Here is a 24,209-nt window from a genome sequence, read left to right on the forward strand (position 1 = left end):
CACTTGTTGACTAACATTCAAAGGCATTTATTACATAACCATGCAAAAAACTAAACTTCTTCTTTTACGATCATTAGCCCGATTAATTGACTTGATATTTCTTAATTATTGCTTTGGACGCTTTTATGACTTGCTCAACAGAGATGTCCTCCTCCCGCATGATGGATTATTTACGGGTTTACAAGAAATGATTTTGTTTATTCCATTTTGTGTACTTTATGAGCTTTTTTTCGAATATCTCTCCTTTGGTTTTACCGTCGGAAAATTCATCTGTGGACTTAGAGTAAGACTGCTCAACGGTAAAATGATTGAACCCAAACACGCCTTTTTTAGGTGGCTTGGTGTGATATTCGACTTTTATTTAACTCTTGGATTAGGCGCCATTATTTCTGCTATTTATTCTAAAAAAGCCCAACGCATTGGCGACCGATTTGCAGGAACAACTGTTACGATGGGCAACTATAAGTTTTGGAAATAATCCCAAATTGAGTGAATGAGTGATTATATAAAAATTTTTATTCTATCAGTAGAGACGCGACAATTGCGCCTTAAACCATTCATTTCTAACAGAATAGCATCAAAAAAGCGGTCGAAAATTGTTTTCCGACCGCTTTTTTGATGAAACTTGAAGTATAATCCCAATTCTCAAACTTGGGATAACTAAACGCTTATCTGAAAACATCAATCAGTTAAAAGGAATGTTTACTAACAACTTCAGATAACCTATATACAAATATCGTATTCTTTCTTAGTTCACACCTTCTCAATTCTGCTATAAAATATCTCCCTCACTACTTTCATTAGAAATACCCATGCTTATGCTTTTAGTTTAACGGGGTCAAACAGTATATGTATTTTCTAGTACATATACTGCTTGTCCGTACAAAACCTGATTTATAAAACAATAAACTTATGCTTAAAAAAACACTAATCTTACCTCTTCTGGGGCTTGGTATCATGAGCCACGCCCAAACTCAATGGCCTGCTATCACTCCTGAAACCAAACCTTGGACACGTTGGTGGTGGAATGGTAGTCAAGTTACGCCCAAAGGATTAACAGCCGCCTTAGAAAAATACAAACAAGTCGGACTTGGAGGCACTGAGGTTACGGTTATTTATGGCGTCCAAAATCAAGAAAAGGAATTCATCAATTATCTCTCGCCTGATTGGGTGAAGGTGTTTGAACATACGCTTTCAGAAAGCAAACGTCTGGGAATGGGTATCGATTTGGCAAATGCCTCAGGCTGGCCTTTTGGTGGTCCTTGGGTAAGTCTTGATGATGCTTGTAAATATGTTGCCGAAAAATCTTGGACCTTGAAGGAGGGACAAACTTTATCCGAATCGGTCACATACATCCAAAAGCCTCTGCTTCAGGCAGGAAATAAGTCTCTCAATCTCAAAGACCTAAAAGAACCTTATTATCTCAACCCCAACCTACAGAAAGATTTTGTCGAGCAAATCCGCTTTGAGCACCCAATTCCGCTACAGGTTTTGATGGCTTATTCTGATAAAAATGAGATTTTGAATTTGACCGATAAAGTTGATAAAAATGGGCATTTGAACTGGACTGCTCCTAAAGGTGAGTGGAAGTTGTTGGCCTTATTTATGGGATTGCACGGCAAACAAGTCGAGCGTGCGGGTCCTGGTGGCGAAGGTGAAGTGATTGACCATTTTTCGACCAAAGCTATCCAAAACTATCTTGCTTATTTTGACAAAGCGTTCAAAAATGCCAATATTAGCTATCTACGTGGTTATTTCAACGATTCTTATGAGGTCGACGATGCCAAAGGCGAAAGCGATTGGACGCCTGATATGTTTAATGAATTTCAAAAACGTAGAGGCTATGATTTAAGGAATTTTCTCCCAGCACTTTTCGGAAAAGATACCCCAGAAAAAAATGCTCGTATTCTCTGTGATTATCGTGAAACGATCTCTGACTTAATCTTGGAAAAGTACATGGGTGTATGGAGTTCTTGGTCACATAAAAACAAGAAGATTATCCGTAACCAAAGTCATGGTGCACCTGCCAATATTTTGGATTTGTACGTAGCAGCCGACATTCCTGAGGCAGAAGGAATGGAAGTGCCAAGACTCAAATTTGCGAGTTCTGCTGCTAATTTGACAGGTAAAAAGCTCGTTGCCTCCGAAACTGCAACTTGGCTCAACGAGCATTTTGTTTCGAATTTAGCAGATGTCAAAAAGGCAATTGATTTGATGTTTTTGGGTGGTATCAACCATATTTTTTATCATGGGACAGCCTATTCTCCCGAAAATGAACCTTGGCCGGGCAGATTATTTTATGCGGCTACAGAGTTTACACCAGCCAATCCTTGGTGGAAAGATTTCGCCTCTATCAACCAATATGTGACTCGTGTGCAGTCGTTTTTACAAAAATCTACTGCCGACAATGATGTGCTTTTTTACTTTCCAATTTCAGATAGTTGGTCAAAACCAAGCAAATCGCTCTTGCGTCATTATGATGGTTTGGGCAAAGAATTAGGCTTACCAGAACTCTCTCATTTAGCGGACGAATTGCTTGAAAAAGGCTATAACTACGATTTTATTTCTGACAGTCAAGTACAAAAGCTAATCGTTTCTGGTGGAAAAATTCAGTCGGCAAATGCAAACTATAAGGTAATTCTGGTGCCAAAATGCACTTACATACCTTTGGCAACTATGCAAAAATTGAACGCCTTGGCAAAAGCAGGCGCCAAGGTTTTGTTTATCGACGCACTACCCGAATCGGTAGCTGGTTGGGGAAATCTGGAGGAAAAACAAAAGGCTTATTCACAAATCAAAAATAGTATTCACTTACAACCTACCAACGAGTCGATTCAAAGTGCCAAAGTAGGCTTAGGACAAATCAGTGTAGGAAAATCCTTTGAAAAACTCTTGGCTTTCAATGGTGTTAAAGAGGAAGCCTTAGCTCAACAGGGTTTGTCTTTTATTCGTAAAAAAATGGGAGCTGAAACGGTCTATTTCATTTGGAATAAGAACTCAACTGGTTTTTCAGGATGGGTAAATCTACAAAGAAAAGGCATAAGTTCGGCTATTTTCAACCCTATGACTGGCGAGTCAGGCATAGGAAAAGTACAAAATACAGGCTCGGAAACCTCGGTATTTATCTCGCTCCAACCTAATGAATCACTCATCGTAAAAGTTTCGCCAACCCTTCTCAAAGGAAAAGAATATCCATTTTTCAAACCGTCTGAAAATACTCAGGAACTCAAGGGAGATTGGCAAGTCAGTTTTGTAGAAGGTGGCCCCGAACTTCCTGCTACCAGAACTATTACTAATTTAAGCTCTTGGACTACATGGTCGGACGAGGCATTGAATCGCTTTTCGGGTACAGCCAGTTACAAAACTACTTTTGCCAAACCAGCAAGCAATGCACAAAACTGGATATTGGATTTGGGAGAAGTACACGAAAGTGCACGAGTAATTTTGAACGGTAAAGCGATTGCGACCTTAGTCGGACCAAGTTTTACGGTAACAATCCCTAATGATTTGTTACAAAACCAAAATACGTTGGAAATACAAGTTTCGAATTTGATGGCGAATCGTATGGCTTGGATGGACAAAAATGGAATGCCTTGGAAAAAGTATTATAACATCAACATGGCAGCCAAACGGTCAGAAAACCGTAATGCGGAAGGTCTATTTGATGCCTCAAAATGGTCACCAAAACCATCTGGTTTAGTTGGTCCAGTAAGATTAACTGAGGCAAAACGGGTTGAGTAAGCTTTAATGGTGAATTGTGAGTGGTGAATTGTGAATGTAAATTTTTAAATATCAACAGTTTACACTTCAACCCAATTAAATCTTTTTTCATCCGTGGCGAGTGTTCCACTCGACAACTTGCGACAGCATAGCGGACTACATTTACAATCTTTACTCAAAAACTTTTGGGGTGAGTTTTTGCTGTCGCAAGTTGGTTAGTGAGACACTGACCACGGAGGTAATAATTGAGCTGAACTTAGAGTTCATAGACCCAGTTGTACTAGGCTCCATACGATTACTAGTTAGGACTGTTTACAAATTATTGAAACATCTCTTTAAAATGAGCCTCATATTTGTCCTGAAATTCATTCCGCAATGATAGAATTAGATAGGTTTTGGCCAGATGAGTCATCATTTCTCCCCATTCTTTAAATTTATCTGACTGATACAACTCATAATCAACTTCTGTTAACTCAAAGGTACAGCGCTCCGCATAAGGACCTCCATGTACAAAGGAAGACAAAAGATTATACCTATTTAATAAATCAAATAATAAATGATGAACAGCCTTCAATTTGGGCTCTAGCTCTTGATGTGTAATTAAAAATTTTCCTATATTCTTTAGGTTGAAGAATTGACTTGCAACTTGGTGATAATTCTGTAAGTCGCTCTGTGAAAACCCAATTAGTCCAGGATAAATTTCTTTTAGTGCATTAATATCTACAGTGGATCTTGGAGATTTATTTTTTAGATCTTCGAGCTGCAATGAATATGTTTCTTGTTTGAAGAATTCTGAATTTTGATATTTGTCATAATAGTCCTGTCCAACACTGTCATTATTATCAACTTTAATTTTTATGAATAAGTAGTAGGCAATTAGAAAATGTTCAATTAGGCTTCGTAGTAAAACCGATGAAGCGTATATATTTCCGTCTGTCTTTAAAATACCATCTTTCAAATACTCGATTGTCTTTATTTTTTTAGAAAGTGCAGTTAAAGATTGTCTAAATGATGATTTTTCAATATCTTCATTTACCACCGTTTCAATATTTCCAAAGTAAATTTGACCTTTTAGATATCTTTCATTAGCTGTCATTACAATATTCTTTAAGTGTATATATTAAGTTTTATTGTTGGTCTTTTTTCATCCTTGCATGAGATAACTCTGAGAACGATTGAAAAGTTATTAAACATTTAAGTTCTATTTTTTATTTGCTCATATAGCGTTATTCTATCCGAAACAAGTTTCCCACTACTAACAGATATAGGCATAAGTCCCAACTATATCATTTTACTTCAATTTGTCTGTTTTTGGAGTTTGATTAAATCATCTACATAATTGCCATAAATGGCGATTGCGTTACCATTTTTTATGTCAAAATATGGTTTAGGAAACATAGTTTTGCGTTGGTCTTCTGATAAATGACTAATTGGAGACGAGACTTCTTCTTTAAACAAGATTTTCTCTGGTCTAATAGTAATCTTGTCTTTGTAATAATCGTTAGTGTATCTACGCGAATACGGACTTGCCCATTTATTATCAGCCGTCAAATACAAATCAAAATATTGGTATTTCTCATGATATAGCTCTCCTTTTTGAGGAGTAACAAAAAGAAGAACTGTCTTGAACTTTGAAAATGCAGGTTCACCATAATGGTCGTATGCAGTAAATGTGATCGTGTCTTGTCTGAACGAACCATTAATTACTTGTAATATTTTGTATTTGGCGCGATAGCGGTTATCAAGTTTTAATCCAACCGTTATGACTGTGTCTTTTCCCAGAATTGTCGTATCAGAAGAAGACTTTTGAGGTATGTATTTCACTTCTATTTTTTCTCCAATAAAGACCAACAAACTATCTTTTGAGGTTTGCCCGAATGACGAAGTCAGTGAAAGAAATAGTGTCACTAGTGTAATTGCTATAGTTTTCATAGAGTTGTAGTTAAATGATGTGTACGCAGAATGATAGGATATTGGGAATACCGAACAGAATCATTCAAATATACTTCTCATTTGTATTTGTAGTTAAAATTATGAAATAAAATTAAAGTGTCCCCATTCGGCTAAAAAGGCTTTCTCGGTGGTGCAGATTAGCCTGTGATTTCACCTCCATCAGTATCTTTCCGTGGCGAGTGTCTCACTCGACAACTCGCGGCAGCACAGCGGACTACATTTATCATCTTTACTCCAATGTATTATGGGTGAGTTTTTGCTGTCGCAAGTTGGTCAGTGAGATACTGACCACGGAGTTTGAATCTATCATTTTATAAAACCCCATTATATCTCATAATTTCTATTTTTTGAGAAGTAATGGGGCATTGAGTTTACTTATCGGCTGGGAACAATAAATAAAGTATAAAAAAGACTATAAACATTTCTAAGCAGATTACGGAAATAATAAAAATTCTATTTTTATTAATACCTAAATCATTAGTCTCATCGATGGGGATTTTTTCAATTTTCTTAAAAATTAGGGAATAAACATAATAGAACATACCACCGAATAATATTACTAATGGAAGTACAACTCTATAATCGTGACTATCAAGATGAACAGGTTTATCTAAAGACAATACAAATAACCGACATGTAATACTTACTATAAATAAGAGTGGCGGTATAAAAAAGAGAGAAAATTTTACTTTAAAGTCTTTATAGTTACTCTCAGCAGTATCATCAGGATATAACTGATGACTATAAAACCATGATTTATCTCTAATACTTAAAATTATTTTTAGCATAAAATTCGACATAATTATTACGTTTAATAGTCATTATTGACAGACAGGCTGTCCATTAACTGTTTCTGCGTAAACTGAAATTCCAATTGAAACGGCACTCTGTCCAACTGCAACTCATCCACCAAACACAACCTTCTTTCCTTGGCGAGTGTCCCACTCAACAACTCACAGCAGCACGTTGGACTACTTTTACAATACTTACTCAAAAGCTTTATGGGTAAGTCTTTACTGGCGCCAGTTGGTCAGTGAGCCACTGACTTCGGAGATAGATAGAAAAATTAAAAATTACTAGTAAAGCTTGTTGTTTTATATGTGTATAAAGCAACTCCAAATACGGCTGTAATTGTAAGAGAGAGAGCTACAATAAGAGTGTACCCTAAACTTTGTGTTAGTCTATATGTTATTTCCCCTGGTATTACTACCGCAAGAAACCCCACAAAAAACCCCAATTAAATGACTTAGTTCTAATTGGATAAAGCTTGGTGCCACATTTATGACAAATTGTTACATGATTTTTGTCAATTTTTAGTGTTTCCCAGAATGGGACTTTTTGATTACATTTGTCGCAGGAAAAGTTCACATTTTAAGAGAATTTATTATTTTAGTGACGCATTTAGGTGATAGTATTTAAAATTTAACTCAAATATAAATCATCTAAAACCTTAAAATCAATGCTTATTACATTTAACTTATTAAACGGGATGTATACATATACTTCAAAACATACTTTGAGGTAATATTCTTCTTTCCGTGGCGAGTGTCCCACTCGACAACTCGCGGCAGCGCAGCGGACTACTTCTATTATCTTTATGAAAATCCTAAGCGATAAAAGCGAGTTTTGCTGGCGCCAGTTGGTCAGTGAGACACTGACCACTGAGGTACTTGGCAAACAATCGCTATTTTCTATTTCTCCTTATTGAAAAAGTTATGAGGCCTAACATTTTGTTTAATGAGTGTTGTATCCATTTGGGATAAATTGATACTGCCTTTAAACGGTTCAGAGTAATATAAAATGGTATCATTGAGCATTTTTAAGCGTAAGGTCGTTTCAAACTCTCCTCTGTAAGCTATGATTTTTGTAAAAATATATGAATTAGGTTTTAGTGCTATTCCTCCATAACTGTTTCCACAACTGCTAAATTGCCAAAATTCGATCGGTTTCCAATTGCCATTCTTATCTTTTGCTTCTTGTATAATCATTAACCTTCCATCTTGTTCCTCCACTCTAATTGTTTTATTAGTTGGGTTAACTATGTAAACGGGATAGCCTTTGACCATCGTTTGATGATCCTTCCATGTTTTTAGTTTTGCCTGATAAACAAGGCTGTCAATTATTATTTGATTTTTGGATTTGGGTCTTTCATCGTTTGGAATGTCTTCAAAAAGGAACGGTGGAAACGCCCATTGATAAAGGTTGACCGAAACTAATTTTGTATTGTCTACCAATAATTTCAATCCATCATGTTCTCTTAAAGATTTGTATAAAGTATCACTACCGTTAAAGTCATCTGTAAAAACATTTTCGCTAGTTGTAGTTTCATTTACATCGATATTTTCACCAAACTTCCAAACCGCTTCAACGTAAGTTTGTGGTGTCGTCATCACTGCTGGAGAATAATAGTGTTCCGCAAGTTTCAATGTATCAGTTAATGGCGGAAATTTAAACTCATTACTACTTTTATCATTTTTGCATGATGTCAACGCGGTAAAAATCGACAACCAAAAGGTTAGTTCTCTTAGCTTTATCATCGGATGGCTTTATAGGATCTGTGAGAATGTAGGGAATTCCTAGGTTTTTTAACTCGATAATTCCCTTTCTTTTCGGTGTTAAGTATAACTGGCAATATATAATTCATACGAATGAATTTACCATGACTATATAAAATATCCCACTGGGGAATTGATTTGACTACTCTAATGGCTTCTTTATCGAAGTATTTGTTATATCCTCGAATAACCTCTGCGCGGTCTATCAATCCATGGGTATTTGCTGAAAACTGCACAAATACTTTTATTTCTCCCTTAATTTTCGGTAAAATGCTCCAATTGATTTTTCTTTCAATGAACTTCATTAATGCCTTTTGATTTGCTCTGTAAAAGGAAGTTCTAGATTTTGAGTTGTCATAAGATTTAATGCCCAAAAGTTTTCCCTCTTTAAATTGAAATTCTAATTCCTTTTCGTACACAGAACCGTAACCCATATGAACGTAATGTAACAATTTTCCTTGTGGCGAAATAAAAGTGTCAGTAACCCAAACTGCTTTTACTTTACCGTTAACACACTGATTGCCAAACAATTCTTTCAAGTCTGCCTTAGTTTCACGATGCTCTTCGCAACAACTAAATATACCTGTTAAATAAATTTCGTTGCTAATTATCTCCCATTCAGCATAATAACCTCGCCAGCAACTAGTTGAAGTACACTCATGCTTACTTCCAAAAAAGTTGGGGCGTGAGCTGCTTTTCGCATAAAGTTGTTCGAGAGGATTGGCATAAATTGGAATAGTATCTCCTTTATAAATCAGTAGGTCTGGTAATTGTGAACTCGAAAACCCTTTGAAAAATAAAAGTGTCCATAAAAGTAAAGTGTAGAAATGAGTGCATTTTTTCATAATGTACTTATGGCTATCGTTTCGATTCGTTCATTATTTGCCAATGTTTAATATCACTATCAAACTCCTCTTCGTCATCTGCAGGAGCATATTCAAGCTGAATACATGTCTTGGTAGAGTTGGTAAGTTCTTGAATCTCCTTCTGGATTTCAAGGGCTTTATCATAACTATCAATTAATTGTCCTTCATCTGTAAGACTATTTTCTTCGATATATATACCGAAAATGATTTTATCATCAAAAGTGAATTTCAAGATAACTCCATCGATATCCTTTTTATAATTAGATTTTGTTCCAATGTAAAAAGCAAACCCAATATTTGGGCGACTTAATCCATAGTCAATTACCTCACTCAGCGTATTCACTGGTATATAGGTTTCTTTCACTCCATATTTTTCATTGGAATAGATTGCCACCTCAACACCTTTTACTTCAAAATTCTCAATTAAATCTCGCTGACAATAAAAGTTCAAGAAAAGCTCTATCGTTTCTTTGTCCCTACTTTTGGAAATCCCGTATATGTCATAAAATGGAGGCATTATGTTACAAGTTTTATTGGTGGTACAGCTATTGATTGGGGCTTTTATTACAAATCTACTTTTATCTGCTGGGATTTATCTGTTTTCAATTTTATGTCCAAGGTCAATAAAAAATTGTCGTAACCTCAAAATATTATATATGCGATTTTTTGCTGACGCAGATTAGTCAATGGTGATCATTTACAATCACAGTTTACTGTTTTTCCCCTTTACTGAGGGAATTTCCTCAAGATAAAGGACGCATATTGAGTCTTCATGAACAGAGCCTACCATGATTTCACTATTATTCTCATAGTCTTCTTCATTTTTATGAAATTCATATAAATAAGTTGCCTTTTGGTATCTTAAGCGCATTGTTTGGCTTGTAATTTTTGCTTTAATACAGCTTCCTAAATGGGGTAGGAAAATATCCGCAGAGAGGCGTCTCAATAGAATAAATGATGCAATTATTAATAAAATAACAATTAGTATTTTTTTCATTTCTATTGCTTAGCTATTTATCTTGCTTCGAATCTCTATCCCTGTCGAGTGTCCCACTTGACAACTAGCGGCAGTACAGTGGATTATCATTCTGATTCTTCATTTTTTGCTGTAGCCAGTTGGTCATTGAGACACTGACCACAGATGTAAAAATCGTCATTATGCTGTTGGTAATTTATCTATCCAACTTGCTTTTTGAAGATGTTTTTTGAGTTTTTCTCGATAATCGCTATCCATGCCAGTCACTAACTTATTCTCCCCTTTCAGGTCTGATTGAAAACCATTTTTCTCTTGAACAAAATCTGCCACGGCTTCCCCTAATACCTTCATTAAAGGTAACATGTTGACATCTGCCATATTGATTTTCGCTAATTCTTTGTTACTAAGTTGATGTAGAGAATTAGCATCGATATTGTCTAATTTCCTGAGCGATTTATTAGGTAATTTCTTTATAGACTCTCGATCCAATGAAAGTTGAAATCTTCGAAAATCGAGTCCTTTCATGAGTGTACTTCTTAGAAAATTGACCTGCATTTCACTAGCATCTTTGCTCGATTCATCCATTACGTAATCCAACCAAAATAATACATCAAGTCCTTTGGGCTCGGCTATTTCTTCGAGAGGTACAAACCGAAACAAGCTTGCTGTACCAAAACTAAAAACAGTTGTGTTGTCGGAACTATATTTGTCTTTTCCATTATAGTGAAATGCCTCCATAAGCGCCGCCATCACAGGATTATTGTACACGGTAGTACCTCCATCGATAAAGCGTTCAAAAGGTTGAAAATACGTGGGCGCCGACATCGTAGCCTCCACCACAGCACGCATCAGAGCATCTTGATAGGTATCTACAATTTTAGAGCTTTCATTTTTATTAAAAAAAGTAAAAAACGTTTCTTCGCCAGCAACCATATCTTTGGCGGTGAAAAATAAATCTATTCCTGATGATTCGCCTAGATTTTTCAATGATTTATTACCGAAAATATCTTTACAAATAGCCCTGTAATTGATTTTATCGAATTGAGGAGGATTTGTGTAACGATTACCAAACGCTCGATCTTTAAAGATCTTTGTCGCTAAATCTTCATAGAGGGCTTCTATTTCGGTTGCGGATTTTTGATTCGCAATCAAACTTGCGATAATTGCTCCAGTAGATGTTCCTGCCACCATATCTACCCATTCATAGATAGGTGCACCTACGATTTCTTCTATTTTTTTTAAAAGCTGAATGGTAAAAATGCCTCGAATTCCTCCCCCATCAAAACTAATAATCACCTTGTTGTCTGGTGCAATATTTAGGGCTTGGCGTGCTTTAATTTTTGATTCAGTTGACATAAATTTTGTGTGTTATTGTTCGACCTGAAAGTGGGAATATTCTCGCAAACTAGCAAATTAGGTTTATTATATTTATTATCTGGTAAAAAATAGTATTTATCACATTTTTCAAACCCAAAAATTTAGAACATAAAGACGTTTGAAAGATAATTTCTAAGAAAAAAAGGGTATCAAATAGGTCGTCGACTCATCTTTTCTGAAAACAAACCTTTTAACTATGTTCAGAAAAGGATTTTTCATTCTTGGAATAGCGTCACTTTTTTCATATTCCATTGAGGCTCAATCTCACTACCCCGGTCAGCATCAAGACAAGTTTGTCTTGCACGACCAATTATTTTCGCCCATTCAGGCTTTCGACTTACATCAAATTCGTTTGTTAGATGGGCGTTTTAAAGAAAATATGCTCCGCGAACAAGCATGGATTAAGCAACTGGATACCAAACGATTACTCCATAGTTTCAGAAATAATGCGGGCATTTATTCAGCCAATGAAGGTGGATATTTCGCCATGAAGAAATATGGTGGATGGGAATCGCTCGATTGTGATTTGAGAGGTCACACGACTGGGCATTTGTTGTCTGGTTTGGCATTGATGTACGCTCAAACGGGTGATGATTATTACAAAATCAAAGCTGATTCTTTGGTAAAAGGACTAGCAGAGGTGCAAACCGCCTTGAATCAGGATGGCTATTTGAGTGCTTTTCCTCAAGAATTAATCAATCGAAATTTGGCTGGAAAAAGTGTGTGGGCACCTTGGTACACTTTACACAAAATCTACGCAGGATTAATTGACCAATATTTGTATTGTGACAATAAACAAGCGCTAGCAATAGCAGAAAAGATGGGCTTGTGGGCGTACAAAAAGCTCCAACCTGTCTCGCCTGAACAACGACGTATCATGCTTCGCAACGAGTTTGGGGGCATCAATGAGTCTTTCTATAATCTGTATGCAATCACGGGAAAAAAGAATTTCAGTGGCTGGCTGAATTCTTTTATCATAACGAAACCATCGACCCACTAAAGGAGGGAAAAGATGTACTTGACCCCAAACATGCCAACACCTTTATTCCTAAACTGTTAGGACTCGCTCGCAATTATGAAATTGTAGGAAAAGGCGATGCCGATACCATAGCAGCATTTTTCTGGAATACCGTCATCAACCATCACTCTTTTGCCACAGGAAGCAACAGCGACAAAGAACATTTTTTTAAGCCCGACGAACTTTCCAAACACCTTTCGGGCTACACTGGCGAAACCTGTAATGTGTATAATATGCTCAAGTTGACACGCCATTTATACACGCATTCGGGTGATGTCAAATATGCCGACTATTACGAAAAAGCCTTATTCAATCATATCCTTGGTCAGCAAGACCCCGCTTCGGGCATGGTGGCGTATTTTCTCCCGATGTTGGCAGGGGCTCATAAAGTATATAGTACGCCCGAAAATTCCTTTTGGTGTTGTGTGGGAAGTGGCTTTGAAAATCATGCGAAGTATGGCGAAGGTATTTACTATCATGATGCCAATTCGGTATTTATCAACTTATTTATAGCGTCTGAATTAAATTGGAAAGAACAAAATTTTAGTCTAAAGCAAGAAACCATTTTCCCACAAAATGGACAAATGAAGCTTACCGTCACAGCAGCACCTTCACAGCCTTTGGGAATCAAAATTCGTTATCCATCTTGGGCAAAAAGTGTAAGTGTAAAGTTGAATGGAAAGGTTCAAAAACTCAATAATCTTGCAGGAGAGTACATCTCATTGTCTCAGAAATGGAAACCCAACGACATCATCGAAGTGGAATTTCCGATGGAACTTAGCCTAAAACCCACCAATGACAATCCCAACAAAGTTGCCATCATGTATGGTCCCATTGTGCTAGCAGGCAAAATGGGAACCGCTCAGATGAACAGTCCAGCCCCCTATTCAGATGCGACTGTGTACAACGACTATTATAAATATCTATACCATGTTCCTTCGGATATGATCACAAGTTTACACCTCAATCCACAAAACTTGACATCTACAATAGAGAAGCTTTCCAATGAGACATTAACCTTCAAAACAAAGACTGAGGGCATTATTTTGCAACCACTTTACGATATTCACCGAGAACGCTATGTCGTGTATTGGGATATGATTCATGACTAAATTTTCTTGGCTAAAAATACTTTTATGAAGAAGCTACACATCATTTTTACCCTCCTATTGCTGGGTATTTTCTCACATACGTACGCACAAGTCTGGCAATGGTCAACACCAGTGGAGGGGCTCATTAGCGAGGAAACCAACGCCAATCCGCAAGCCTTTTTGTGGATTCCTGAGAATTGTAAGGAAGTGAAAGGCGTGGTCGTAGGAATGCACAACATGATAGAAGAAGGCATGTTAGAAAACGAAAACTTCAGGAAAAAGCTTACCGAGCTAGGTCTTGCCGAAGTTTGGGTTACACCCGTTTTAGAATTTTCTTTCGATTTTCATAAAGATGCCCCAAAGCATTTTCAAACCATGATGGATGCCCTTGCCAAGGTTTCGGGATATACCGAATTATCGAATGCTCCGATTATTCCCTTAGGGCACTCAGCCATGGCGACTTACCCTTGGAATTTTGGTGCGTGGAATCCTGCCAGAACTTTGGCAATCATTTCTGTTCATGGCGATACACCCCAAACCAACCTGACAGGCTATGGCAGAGCTAATCCAGACTGGGGAAATAGAACGATTGAAGGTGTGCCAAGTTTATTTATTATGGGCGAATACGAATGGTGGGAAAAACGACTCGAACCAGGTTTTCAATATGTTTCCAAACACCCCAAAACACCGATTACTTTCTTTGCTGATGCTGGACACGGTCATTTTGACTATAATCAATCCATGGTCGATTATGTAGGATTGTTTATTGAAAAAGCTGTTAAATATCGACTTCCCAAAAAAAGCGGAGAAGCCTTACAACCAGTATATCCTCAAAATGGCTGGTTGATTGACCGTTGGCGAAAAGACTCCTTACCTATTTCTCCAGCTCGCCCCTATTCGCAATTTACAGGAAATAAATACACGGCATCTTGGTGTTTTGACAAAGAACATGCCCTAGCAACAGAGGCATTTTATGCAAAAGCCCGTAGCAAAAAAATGCAATATTTAGGATTAGTTCAGGAAGGGAAAATGCTTGTTCCATCCACCAATCATGCTCAATATCAACCTATTTTCAAACCTCTATCTGATGGCATTAGTTTTCGTTTCAAAGCTTTTTTTAGTGATACTACCAAAACTAAGGAGGTCACTAATCACGCCAAAACACCGATTAAAATAGACCGTATTTGTGGTCCTGTCAAAAAACTAGATGATAGTACTTTTCAAATCAGTTTTTACCGCATGGGATTTAACAACAAAAAACGAAGTAATGCTATTTGGCTATTGGCGCATAATGAGGGCGATGAGATCTATAAATCTGTTGTTCAGCAATTTGAACTAAAGTTTCCTTTGCGCAATACGCAAGGTATCACACAAGAAATTTCTTTTGAAGCTATTCCAAACTCCCAAAAGAATGTGCGTTCTATTGCATTAAGAGCTACCACAAATGCAGGACTTCCCATATATTTTTATGTCAAAGAAGGTCCTGCATTCATCAAAAATCAGCGATTAGTTTTCACCAAAATTCCACCAAAATCAAAGATGCCTCTTAAAGTAACCGTTGTAGCTTGGCAATATGGCATTATTGGAAAAGTACAATCTGCTGAACGTGTCGAACAAAGTTTTTGGATTGAAAAATAAGACACTCTATGAAACAACTCCTTATTATTCTTTGCTTGTGTGGGTGTTTTTGGTCAGCTTTTGCTCAGAAAACACCCAAGCGCTTTGTGTCTATTCAACAAAAAATTCAAACTTGGGTAGATAGTGGTCATTATGATGGCGCTTCAATCGTTGTTTTTCAAAAAAATAAAAAGATTTACCAAGCCTGTTTTGGAAATTATGACAAAAATAGAGTTGTTTTCATTGCCTCAGCTGGCAAATGGTTGGCAGCAGCTACCATTGGAGTTTTGGTAGATGAGGGTATCCTCCATTGGGACGATCCTGTAAAAAAATGGCTTCCCGAATTTAAGGATGCTAAGGGTAAGGCGACTTTAGCGCAACTTCTATCACATACTGCTGGCTATCCTGATTATCAACCCCAAGGTAATCCTGTCGATATATCTCAGGAATTAAAAAGCTCTGTTGACAACATTCTTTCTTTACCTGCTGATACATTATCAGGAACAAAATTCAAGTATGGAGGATTGTCTATGCAAGTTGCAGGTAGAATAGCAGAATTAGCTTCTGGTAAAAGCTGGGAAGAATTATTTCAAGAAAAAATTGCTCGCCCCCTTGAAATGACTCATACTCATTTTACTCCAGTCGATTCATCTGGTGGACATGCACCAATGTTGGGCGGCGGTGCTCGCTCTACCCTTCAGAACTACGCCAATTTTCTATCCTTGATTTTCAACAAAGGGGTATATAGAGGCAAAAGGATTTTGTCTGAAAAGACCATTTCTTTTATGCAGTCAGACCAAATAAAGTGTGCGAAAGTTCAGGCTGGGGAATTTGTCGAACGAGCAAGAGGGCGAAAGGGAACAGATATTTATGGCATAGGCGAATGGCGAGAGGAAGTGAACCGTCAAGGAGAAGCCACGCTCCTAAGCAGTCCTTCATGGGCAGGTGCGTATCCATGGATTGATAAAACCAACTGTATATATGGCTTCTTCCTGACCCATGTAACAGGTTTCAAGAAAGGGTTTTCGCCATTTTATACAAGTCATCAATTAGCTTTAGACGTCAGAAAAGTACTTTCTCAAAAATAATGTTGCCCTAGTTAGAGTTTTCTAGTTAAGTATCAAGTTGTTGTTTTTGCTGACGCAAGTTTGTTGGAAAAAATTCCAACAAAGGCAAAAAATAAATGCATAGCCCTCATGGGAGTTTTCTCTAATGAGCAGGGCGTAAGCAACTAGCCAAGTATCGCAAGCAACATCAAGTCAATTTGTTGCTGACGCAGGTTTGTTGGAAATAATTCCAACAAAGGCGCAAAGGTTAAAAAAAGAAGCCCTCGTTGAATTTATTTCCATCGAGGGCTTCTCTTTTTTTTACCAGCCTGGGTTTTGTACCATTTGCTTGTTACGGTCTATTTCAGATTGTGGAATTGGCCAGAAATAATGTTTTTTCTCAAATACACGTGTTTCAAATACTGCTCTTTGGTAAAATTCGGTATCTGTAAAACTCGTGCCTTTACTTACATTCATCCCATACATAGGTCCACCTTGAGTATTATCGGCAGTTTTCCAACGACGTACGTCAAATAGGCGATGTTCTTCAAATGCTAGTTCGATACGGCGTTCGTGACGAATACGCTCACGCATATCCGCTTGTGACAAGCCCGTTGGCAAAGCTGGAATACCTGCACGCTCACGCACCAGATTGACATATTTAGCAATATCCGCACTATTGGGACTATACTCGTTTAATGCCTCTGCATAGTTCAAATACATTTCTGCCAATCTAAAGTAAATCCAAGATTGAGTTGTATATCTATTGTTGGGAACATCACTGTTTGGACTTACAAACTTGGTTAATAAATAACCCGTTTCGGTATGGTCATGCGAACCATTTTTTCCAGAAGCACCAGTTGCATACAACTGTATTGGCGTTCCTGACGCTCCTGTAAACACCCATGTATCATGGTTGTAAAGAATACTTACATAAAATCTTGGTTCACGATTGAGGTACATATTCCAATCAAGTGCTTTGGTATATTTGGTATCTGCTGTTGATAAACCTGTTTCAACATAGCCCGAACCTGCTTCATCGATCCGTTTACCGTTGGCCATGTGGTAGGCATCTATCATCTGTTGGGTTACACCCAAACCATTCCAGCCTCTCATCTGGCGAGGTGCCGCATGAACAGTCCAGTTACTGATCCCTGTACTCGGACGGCTCCAAATTACATCGGCGTTCCATCTATCAATAAAAACATCACGATAAGAAGCAAAAGGGTCTAAAGCTCCTGTTGCATCAAACTTCTTATATAAACCGTTTGGCATTACATCGATGACAGCTTTGGCTGCATCAGCGGCTAATTTCCATTTGTTGACATCATAAGTATTGGTAATTAATGGCTTACCGTCTGGATTCTTAAAGTCGGAATAATCTTGATTATTACCGTTGAACATGGGACTTGCTGCATAAAGAAGTATCCTAGCTTTCATCGCCAAGGTAGTTCTTTTATCTACACGACCATAATCAATAACATTTTGTGTAACAGTGGGTAAATCTTTAGCAGCCAAGTCTAGTTCATCTACAATATATTTCACACACTCATCATAAGAATTACGAGGCTTGGTAGTTTCGGAAATCGAGGCGTCTACTGGAATAATATTGGGTAATAGCACAATAGGACCATACTGGCGCAACAATAGAAAATAATAATAGGCTCTCAAAGCTCTTGCCTCCGCTTTTGTACGAAGATTAATACCCTGAGTTACACCTTCACATTCAGCACATTTTTCTACTGAATTGATATATACCGATGCCGCACGAATTCCTTTGTAATAATGGCCATACCTATCATAGGGAATTGAAGTGGGTCCCCAGTTGCCTGTATTAACCGAGTTGGCGCCAATACTTGTCCACACAAAATCTCCCTCATCAGATACAGGAGTTAAATTTGCATAAGGGTCGGAAGGGTCTGGTAAATAGCTGTAAACATTGGCAAGATACTTTTCTACTTCCAATCGGGTGGTAAATACCGCATCGATTGTGAGCATATCGTCAGGTTGTTTATCCAGAAAATCATCGCATGAAATACTCAATGCGCTTATGACGAATAGGAAAAAAATAGAGATTCTTTTCATAGTGATATTTTGAAAAAATTTAGCCTAAGTAAGAAGATGTTATTAGCTAACAGTAAGTAAAAGACGTTATTAGTTAATAGTATATCAGTTATTGCAATGCACTCATAATAAGAATGATACTGTCAAAACATGCTACATTTATATTATTAATTTAATCTTTCCTTTTACTTATATCCATGATACGTTTGTCAAAGACTACAAATTGATGTTAACCCCAACATTGATATTTTTTTGAATAGGATAAACAGCCCCACGTCCATTCCCCAATTCAGGATCCCAATAATCAAATCCACTCCAAGTCAATAAATTTAGCCCTGCTACATAAAAGCGTAAAGTATTCACTTTGAGTTTTTGTGTGAGCTTCTTTGGAATAGTGTATCCTATTTCGACCGTCTTTAGGCGTAGATAAGTGGCATCTCGCAACCACCATGAAGACGAACGAAAATTGTTGGAGTTTGTGCCAAAAGATAACCTCGGAAAAACTACATCTTGACTTGGATTTTCGGGAGTCCAACGGTTCAAAGCACTCACATGTACATTGCCTCTGAGACCTCCCTCTGAGAATGGATAAAAACCTACGCCACCCAACATAAAGCTCATCGTACCAGCACCTTGAAAAAATGCAGAAATATCAAACCCTTTAAAACCAAGCGTTGTTCCAAAACCATAAACCAATTGTGGCGTAGGAGGATTTCCTATAGCCACTTCGTCATACGAATCAATCAATCCATCACCGTTTACGTCTTTGTATTTAATATCGCCTACCCTAACTGGGCCAAAAGTTTGTTTGGGAGAGGTCGTAATTTCATCTTCACTTTTAAATAAGCCTTCGGCTATCAAACCAAATGGTTGTTGGTATCTTTTTCCTCTTCTATTTTGATAAGTATATTTATAGTCTGGGGCATCATCGTTGAGGAGGGTATTTCTCACATAGGTTACATTTGCTTTCAAGCCAAGGTTGAGTTTACCGATTTTTTTGTTGTATTCCATGTTGGCATCGATACCTTTATTTTCAAATTCCCCGATATTTCCCCAAGGATTATTTTGAAGTCCCAAGGTAGCAGGCAATGAATTTCTTTGCATAAAAATGCCCGTTCTGATTCTCTTAAACACATCTGCTTGGAGGTAAAACCCTCGAAGAAATCGAAGTTCAAGACCGATATTAGCTTCGGTTTCACGCTCCCATGTCAAATCTGCTCCCCACTGATCTTCTCCTCTACCTCCAAAACCATTATTAACATCTTGTCCAAAGGTATAGCCTCCATTACCTCCACCAACGGTAGTAAGATAAGCAAAGCGACGTCCGCCAATTTGGTCATTTCCTTTAAGACCGTACGAACCTCTCAGTTTGAGGTATTGAATAGCATCGTTGTCTTTGAAAAAAGGTTCTTGAGAAACAATCCAACCAGCAGCTACAGCAGGAAAAATCCAAATCGCTGTCCTTTGGCAAAGTTTTCCGAACCATTATACCCAGCGTTAAATTCCAGAAAATATCTTGACTGATAGCTATAAGACAAGCGCCCCACCAAGCCCTGCAATCTAAATGGCAAAGAGCTAATAGCATCGGTAGCATCAGCATTTTGATAATCTTGCTGATTGTACAAAATCAATCCGCTGACGGTATGCCCCCCAAAGGTTCGGTCATAATTCAAGTTGGCTTGCATGTATATACGTCTATTTCCACCTGAAGATTTTGAAAAGCCCAAATCAGCGTTTCCATTCACCAACTTAGTCAGTAATAAGTTACCACTGGCATCTCTTGTAGGAGCTGTGTAAGTATCTACCGCAGAACGAGTGCGCTGAATAAAGTGATAATTATATCCATCAAAAGCGAATTTTCCAGAAATCTTCAACCCTTGGGTGATACTCGATAAATCTTGGTTTAATGTCAAATCTGATTGAATATTATTTCTCCATTCGGTAGCAAAACCCTTTCCTGTTAAGGACTGATAAGGATTCGTAATACCATTGACGCCGCCATACACAAACCCCGCAGGATTGTTGTACGGGTAGGTGGGTGCGTAACCTATTGGTGTGTTAAAGAGGGCATCGCTCCAAATGGTTGGCGCCCCTACACCAGGGTAGTTCGCTGTAATCAAAATACCGCCCAAGCCTAGTTTTAATTCAGTCGTTTTTCCTAATTTAACATCTGTATTGGCTCTGAAGTTGTAGCGCTTCAGACCTGCATTGGTATTATATCTGTTCAAATTGTCACCTTTCCAAATACCCTCCTCATCATAATAGGTGGCCGACACAAAATATTTAGCATTGGGCGAACCACCCGAAATATTCAAATTAGCTCGTTTGGTTGGCGTATTTTTCTTCACTAACAAATCTATCCAGTTTACATTTGGATAAAGGTAAGGGTCAACACCAGAAGCGTATTTGGCAATAACCTCAGGTGTATAAGGTGTGACAAAATTAGGATTAGAAGCCAACTGAGCTTCATTATAAAGTCCCAAATAGGTAGGTCCATCTACCATTTGAGGCAACATCGTTGGCGAGTTTGAGCCTGTTTCATACTTAAAACTAATAGAAGGCTTGTCATTTGTTCCTCTACGAGTAGTCACTAAGATTACGCCATTAGCACCCCTGATACCATAAACCGCCGTTGCCGAGGCATCTTTTAACACAGAAAAAGATTCTATCTCTTCTGGTTCGATATTATTGATAGGTCTTTCTACACCATCCACCAATACCAACGGAGACGCGCCTGCCCCAAATGTACTAATACCGCGTACCCAAAACTGAGCGTCATCATAGCCAGGCTCCCCGCTTCGTTGAACTGCGATTACCCCTGCCACTTTACCAGCCAAAGCATTATTCAGTGAGCGTGGAGCAGCAGATTTAATGTCAGCCATTTTCACTGTAGTAATAGCCCCTACAACGCTTTCTTTTTTCTGTTCTCCATAACCTACCACCACTACTTCTTCAAGCGCTTGGTTATTTACTTGCATTATGACTTCAACTTTTGAGCGACTGCCCACTGAAACTTCCTGCGTTTTGTAGCCCACAAACGAAAACACCAACACAGCACTGTTATTGGGTACTTGTATCGAAAACTTACCATCTGCATCCGAAGATACCCCTTTTGAGGTTCCTTTGATAGAGATATTGACCCCTGGCATTGGCTGGTTTTTCTCATCCAATATCAAACCTGTTACCGATTTTTCATAAATATAATCGAGCAACATGGGTCTCAACGAAAGCATCGACGAGAAGAGCGATTTGTTGGCCTTACTCAGGATAATTGTGGTACCCGAAACTTCATAATCGATTCCTAAGGGCGCAAGCAGTTTTGTTAGAATATTCTTAATCGATTCGTTTTGCGCCAAAATCGTCACATTTCGCTCAGAACCAATCAATTGAGGACTATAGACAAAACTCACAGAAGCGTTTTTTTTAATTTGTCGCAAAGCCATGTCCAAGGGTTTATTCTCCAAATGAAGAGCAATTCTTTGGTTCAAACACTCTTGCCCATGATTTTTATGTGCCACTGCAAAAGTTGCACATAAAAAAATTAACAGAATTTGATAAAGAGAAAAGCGCATGATTTTCAACAAAATCTTAATTTGTTTCGTAAATTTTTTCATAACTTGTTTTGACTTTTGTTAAGAATGAGCAAAATAATCCCAGCCCAACCTATTAGCGTAGGTTGGAAGTTGTTAGCGCAACATGTTGGGAAAGTCAAGTCGAAGGTGCTCCAACACCTTCGACTTTTTTGTTGAAATGGGTACTAAATCTTGATATAGAACTGTTTATAGGCTAATTACATTTCTTAGCATGTATGACTATCTGGCCATCTATAACTTCGTATTTAGCGTCGATTGCCCTGCAAATGAGGTCTAGCTTTTCGAACAAAGGTTGATTCCCCAGCTCGGCAGTAATTCTGCAGTTTTCCATCAGGGCATTGTCATACACTATTGGGATGTTATAAACTTCAAAAAGCTTTTCAAAAACTTTAGTCACAGGACTATTTTCAAAAACCAACGATTTACTAAAATCTGCACTATTTTTCAGAGGTTCTGGGATTTCGACCAAAGAGCGTTTCATTTGATTATCAATCCTATTAAATACAACCTTCTGGTTTGGGGTAAGCATCATTTCTGGCTTTTTATCCAACACTTCATCCTCAAGACCTAATGGAAAAACTGCCACTTTACCTGTTTTTACGATTACTTTTACCTCATCGGCTTTATCGTATGAACTAATCGTAAAACTGGTCCCAAGAACCCTAGTAGCCAGCTCATTGGCATATACAACAAAGGGCTTACTCGGATTTTTCACTACCTCAAAAAATGCTTCACCACTCAGATACACAGACCTTTGTGTTACGCCAAAAGGATTGGGATAGCTAATTTTGCTGTTTTTTGAAAGTAATACTTGGCTACCATCTGGGAGTTTTACCATTTTTTCATGGTTCCCATCGTTGCTTACTTCCACCAATGCTTTCTCAATAGCCTTTGTTCTTTTATCGTAGGCTGTTTCTGAAAAAGTTAACTTTTTGACGGTATCTTGGTTTGTTATCAAAGCAAAGCCAATTATTGCAATGGCCAGAACTGCAGCGTATTTGAGCCATGGTAGCCAAGAAAGAACTTTAATATTAGGTTTAGAGGTAAATTCTTTATTGTCGAGTTGTTTTCTTTTTTCAGAAAAACGTTGTATTTCATCGTTTAACTCACTTTCTGTAATCTCATTCTGCGCATTTTGGATTTTGAGGATAATTTCCTTAGCAATCATCACCTGATGCGACTTCTCAGAATTTTCTAGTAACCATTGGTTCCAAAACTGATTATCTGTCTCAGACTTTTGTAGAACCCATCGGCAAAAGGCATCGTCGAGAATAAAATCCTTTGTATTATAACTCTTATAATTTTGCATAGATAAATTTGGATTATTAGCCTTTGTAATATGATATAGTACGAGTTGGACACTCAATACTCCTTGTTTTAGAAAAATTTCAAAAAAAATTAAGACAAACAAATAAGTCACTAAAAATCAATAAGTTAATTATCATAAAATAAAAAACAGCAATTACAATTTGTCATAAACAAGCATAACCAAAGTCAAAACTTTGGTTGCGATAATCAAAATATGAAGATTGGATTTAGTTTATTTTTAGATTTTTAGGAAAAGAAGATTAATAAAAGGTAGGATTAAAAATTCGGCCAGCATCACTAAATTACGCTTTAAACTCGTAAGGGAGCGATGCAAAAAGTTGGCAACAGTTTGTTTCTCAATATTCATAATTGAGGCAATTTCTTCGTTTGAGAGACCTTTGTAATACTTAAGGAAAATTACTTCCTGCTGCCGTTTAGGAAGTTGTGAGATAGCATCACGAATCGTCTGCTCATTTTCTTGAAGCAATTCAGCGTCGATCCACTCCGACTCAATTGATTGGCCATCCGAAAGAAAATATAATTCATCGTTAAGATCGGTAGATTCTCCTAATCTTTTTTCAAGTTTCAGTTTTCGGAAAAGATTATTTCTTAAGGCTTTAATTAGGTAAACTGTTACATAGGGGCTATCAACTAAACCTTCTCGATGTGACCACATTTCAAGAAAAAGATCTTGAACACAGTCTCTAATAAACTCTTTGTCTTTCGTAAATCGAGTGGCATAATTGAACAGTTCACGGTAGCGCAATGCAAAAATTTGGTCCAAAGCCTCTCCATCACCACCTTTAAATCGTAACCATAATTCACTAACTAAGGCTTCATCACGAGGTATATTTTCATTCATTTTCATAGAAATTAGTTAAAGTTTAGAAATTCATAGTTTTGGTTTATTTGTCTTTACTAATGAGTAAAAAAAGTAATCAGTAAATAGTACATCAGTTATTGGATTGCACTCATAATCGGCAGGATACTTTCTAATTGAGGCACAGATATATTATTTTATCTTT

The 24,209-nt window shown here is 37.6% G+C and carries 16 protein-coding genes and 2 pseudogenes; 6 read left to right on the forward strand and 12 right to left on the reverse strand.

The annotated features are described in order from the left end of the window. The first annotated feature begins 40 nt into the window (after positions 1–40). Both BWI92_RS19195 and BWI92_RS19200 read left to right on the forward strand, forming a co-directional pair. Positions 41–478 carry an RDD family protein gene (locus tag BWI92_RS19195; RefSeq protein WP_095165755.1) on the forward strand — a complete coding sequence of 146 codons (438 nt, stop codon included), beginning with the start codon at positions 41–43 and terminating at the stop codon, positions 476–478. 434 nt (positions 479–912) lie between these two features. Beyond that, on the forward strand, positions 913–3,741 hold the full coding sequence (locus BWI92_RS19200; RefSeq protein ID WP_095165757.1) for a glycosyl hydrolase: 2,829 nt from the start codon (positions 913–915) through the stop codon (positions 3,739–3,741). Between the two features lie 298 nt (positions 3,742–4,039). Here the strand turns inward: BWI92_RS19200 and BWI92_RS19205 are convergent, their stop codons facing one another. The 8 genes from BWI92_RS19205 to BWI92_RS19240 all read right to left on the reverse strand — a co-directional run bounded on the left by BWI92_RS19205 (position 4,040) and on the right by BWI92_RS19240 (position 11,426). Further along, positions 4,040–4,816 carry a hypothetical protein gene (locus tag BWI92_RS19205; protein ID WP_095165759.1) on the reverse strand — a complete coding sequence of 259 codons (777 nt, stop codon included), beginning with the start codon at positions 4,814–4,816 and terminating at the stop codon, positions 4,040–4,042. Positions 4,817–5,016: 200 nt separating this feature from the next. Further along, positions 5,017–5,652: a hypothetical protein gene (locus BWI92_RS19210; RefSeq protein WP_141234842.1), complete on the reverse strand. Its 636-nt coding sequence runs from the start codon at positions 5,650–5,652 to the stop codon at positions 5,017–5,019. 392 nt (positions 5,653–6,044) lie between these two features. Further along, positions 6,045–6,473, reverse strand: a complete 429-nt coding sequence (locus BWI92_RS19215; RefSeq protein WP_095165763.1) for a hypothetical protein — start codon at positions 6,471–6,473, stop codon at positions 6,045–6,047. A gap of 891 nt (positions 6,474–7,364) precedes the next feature. Beyond that, a complete protein-coding gene (locus BWI92_RS19220) occupies positions 7,365–8,210 on the reverse strand; it encodes a hypothetical protein (RefSeq protein ID WP_095165765.1) in 846 nt (281 codons plus the stop codon). Further along, positions 8,207–9,073 carry an energy transducer TonB gene (locus tag BWI92_RS19225; RefSeq protein ID WP_095165767.1) on the reverse strand — a complete coding sequence of 289 codons (867 nt, stop codon included), beginning with the start codon at positions 9,071–9,073 and terminating at the stop codon, positions 8,207–8,209. The genes BWI92_RS19220 and BWI92_RS19225 overlap by 4 nt, the downstream gene beginning before the upstream one ends. Positions 9,074–9,086: 13 nt before the next feature. Further along, a complete protein-coding gene (locus tag BWI92_RS19230; protein ID WP_095165769.1) occupies positions 9,087–9,611 on the reverse strand; it encodes a hypothetical protein in 525 nt (174 codons plus the stop codon). A gap of 186 nt (positions 9,612–9,797) precedes the next feature. After that, entirely contained in the window at positions 9,798–10,091 is a 294-nt protein-coding gene (locus BWI92_RS19235) for a hypothetical protein (RefSeq protein WP_095165771.1), read from the reverse strand. A gap of 159 nt (positions 10,092–10,250) precedes the next feature. Then, the gene (locus BWI92_RS19240; protein ID WP_095165773.1) at positions 10,251–11,426 is read right to left on the reverse strand and encodes a patatin-like phospholipase family protein; all 1,176 of its coding nucleotides are present in this window, start codon (positions 11,424–11,426) and stop codon (positions 10,251–10,253) included. Between the two features lie 400 nt (positions 11,427–11,826). Here BWI92_RS19240 and BWI92_RS28895 point away from each other — a divergent pair. The 4 genes and pseudogenes from BWI92_RS28895 to BWI92_RS19255 all read left to right on the forward strand — a co-directional run. Then, positions 11,827–12,869 (forward strand): annotated as a pseudogene (locus tag BWI92_RS28895) (beta-L-arabinofuranosidase domain-containing protein); the annotation flags it as partial. 21 nt (positions 12,870–12,890) lie between these two features. Continuing rightward, positions 12,891–13,577: a hypothetical protein gene (locus tag BWI92_RS28900; protein ID WP_409024757.1), complete on the forward strand. Its 687-nt coding sequence runs from the start codon at positions 12,891–12,893 to the stop codon at positions 13,575–13,577. Between the two features lie 24 nt (positions 13,578–13,601). Then, positions 13,602–15,194 (forward strand): hypothetical protein, encoded by a 1,593-nt coding sequence (locus tag BWI92_RS19250; protein WP_095165776.1) that lies wholly within the window; start codon positions 13,602–13,604, stop codon positions 15,192–15,194. Between the two features lie 8 nt (positions 15,195–15,202). After that, positions 15,203–16,261, forward strand: coding sequence for a serine hydrolase (locus BWI92_RS19255; protein WP_095165778.1), 1,059 nt, complete (start codon positions 15,203–15,205; stop codon positions 16,259–16,261). Between the two features lie 279 nt (positions 16,262–16,540). On the opposite strand, the gene BWI92_RS19260 is transcribed toward BWI92_RS19255, so the two are convergent. From BWI92_RS19260 to BWI92_RS19280, 4 genes and pseudogenes are all read right to left on the reverse strand, one after another. Beyond that, on the reverse strand, positions 16,541–18,304 hold the full coding sequence (locus BWI92_RS19260; protein ID WP_095165780.1) for a RagB/SusD family nutrient uptake outer membrane protein: 1,764 nt from the start codon (positions 18,302–18,304) through the stop codon (positions 16,541–16,543). 195 nt (positions 18,305–18,499) lie between these two features. Continuing rightward, positions 18,500–21,897, reverse strand: a pseudogene (locus BWI92_RS28905) (TonB-dependent receptor). 172 nt (positions 21,898–22,069) lie between these two features. Continuing rightward, positions 22,070–23,185, reverse strand: a complete 1,116-nt coding sequence (locus BWI92_RS19275; protein ID WP_095165786.1) for a FecR family protein — start codon at positions 23,183–23,185, stop codon at positions 22,070–22,072. A gap of 237 nt (positions 23,186–23,422) precedes the next feature. Beyond that, entirely contained in the window at positions 23,423–24,052 is a 630-nt protein-coding gene (locus BWI92_RS19280; RefSeq protein ID WP_095165788.1) for an RNA polymerase sigma factor, read from the reverse strand. Positions 24,053–24,209: the final 157 nt, after the last annotated feature.

The sequence above is a fragment of the Flectobacillus sp. BAB-3569 genome, assembly GCF_002270355.1.
GTDB lineage: Bacteria > Bacteroidota > Bacteroidia > Cytophagales > Spirosomataceae > Flectobacillus > Flectobacillus roseus.

What these genes read in the sequence shown, in the direction of transcription:
- BWI92_RS19195 (WP_095165755.1), top strand. Translation starts at nt 41, where the DNA reads ATGCAAAAAACTAAACTTCTTCTTTTACGATCATTAGCCCGATTAATT.
- BWI92_RS19255 (WP_095165778.1), top strand. Translation starts at nt 15,203, where the DNA reads ATGAAACAACTCCTTATTATTCTTTGCTTGTGTGGGTGTTTTTGGTCA.
- BWI92_RS19260 (WP_095165780.1), bottom strand. Translation starts at nt 18,304, where the DNA reads ATGAAAAGAATCTCTATTTTTTTCCTATTCGTCATAAGCGCATTGAGT.
- BWI92_RS19205 (WP_095165759.1), bottom strand. Translation starts at nt 4,816, where the DNA reads ATGACAGCTAATGAAAGATATCTAAAAGGTCAAATTTACTTTGGAAAT.
- BWI92_RS19250 (WP_095165776.1), top strand. Translation starts at nt 13,602, where the DNA reads ATGAAGAAGCTACACATCATTTTTACCCTCCTATTGCTGGGTATTTTC.
- BWI92_RS19230 (WP_095165769.1), bottom strand. Translation starts at nt 9,611, where the DNA reads ATGCCTCCATTTTATGACATATACGGGATTTCCAAAAGTAGGGACAAA.
- BWI92_RS19200 (WP_095165757.1), top strand. Translation starts at nt 913, where the DNA reads ATGCTTAAAAAAACACTAATCTTACCTCTTCTGGGGCTTGGTATCATG.
- BWI92_RS19215 (WP_095165763.1), bottom strand. Translation starts at nt 6,473, where the DNA reads ATGTCGAATTTTATGCTAAAAATAATTTTAAGTATTAGAGATAAATCA.
- BWI92_RS19275 (WP_095165786.1), bottom strand. Translation starts at nt 23,185, where the DNA reads ATGCAAAATTATAAGAGTTATAATACAAAGGATTTTATTCTCGACGAT.
- BWI92_RS19225 (WP_095165767.1), bottom strand. Translation starts at nt 9,073, where the DNA reads ATGAAAAAATGCACTCATTTCTACACTTTACTTTTATGGACACTTTTA.
- BWI92_RS19280 (WP_095165788.1), bottom strand. Translation starts at nt 24,052, where the DNA reads ATGAAAATGAATGAAAATATACCTCGTGATGAAGCCTTAGTTAGTGAA.
- BWI92_RS19235 (WP_095165771.1), bottom strand. Translation starts at nt 10,091, where the DNA reads ATGAAAAAAATACTAATTGTTATTTTATTAATAATTGCATCATTTATT.
- BWI92_RS19210 (WP_141234842.1), bottom strand. Translation starts at nt 5,652, where the DNA reads ATGAAAACTATAGCAATTACACTAGTGACACTATTTCTTTCACTGACT.
- BWI92_RS19240 (WP_095165773.1), bottom strand. Translation starts at nt 11,426, where the DNA reads ATGTCAACTGAATCAAAAATTAAAGCACGCCAAGCCCTAAATATTGCA.
- BWI92_RS19220 (WP_095165765.1), bottom strand. Translation starts at nt 8,210, where the DNA reads ATGATAAAGCTAAGAGAACTAACCTTTTGGTTGTCGATTTTTACCGCG.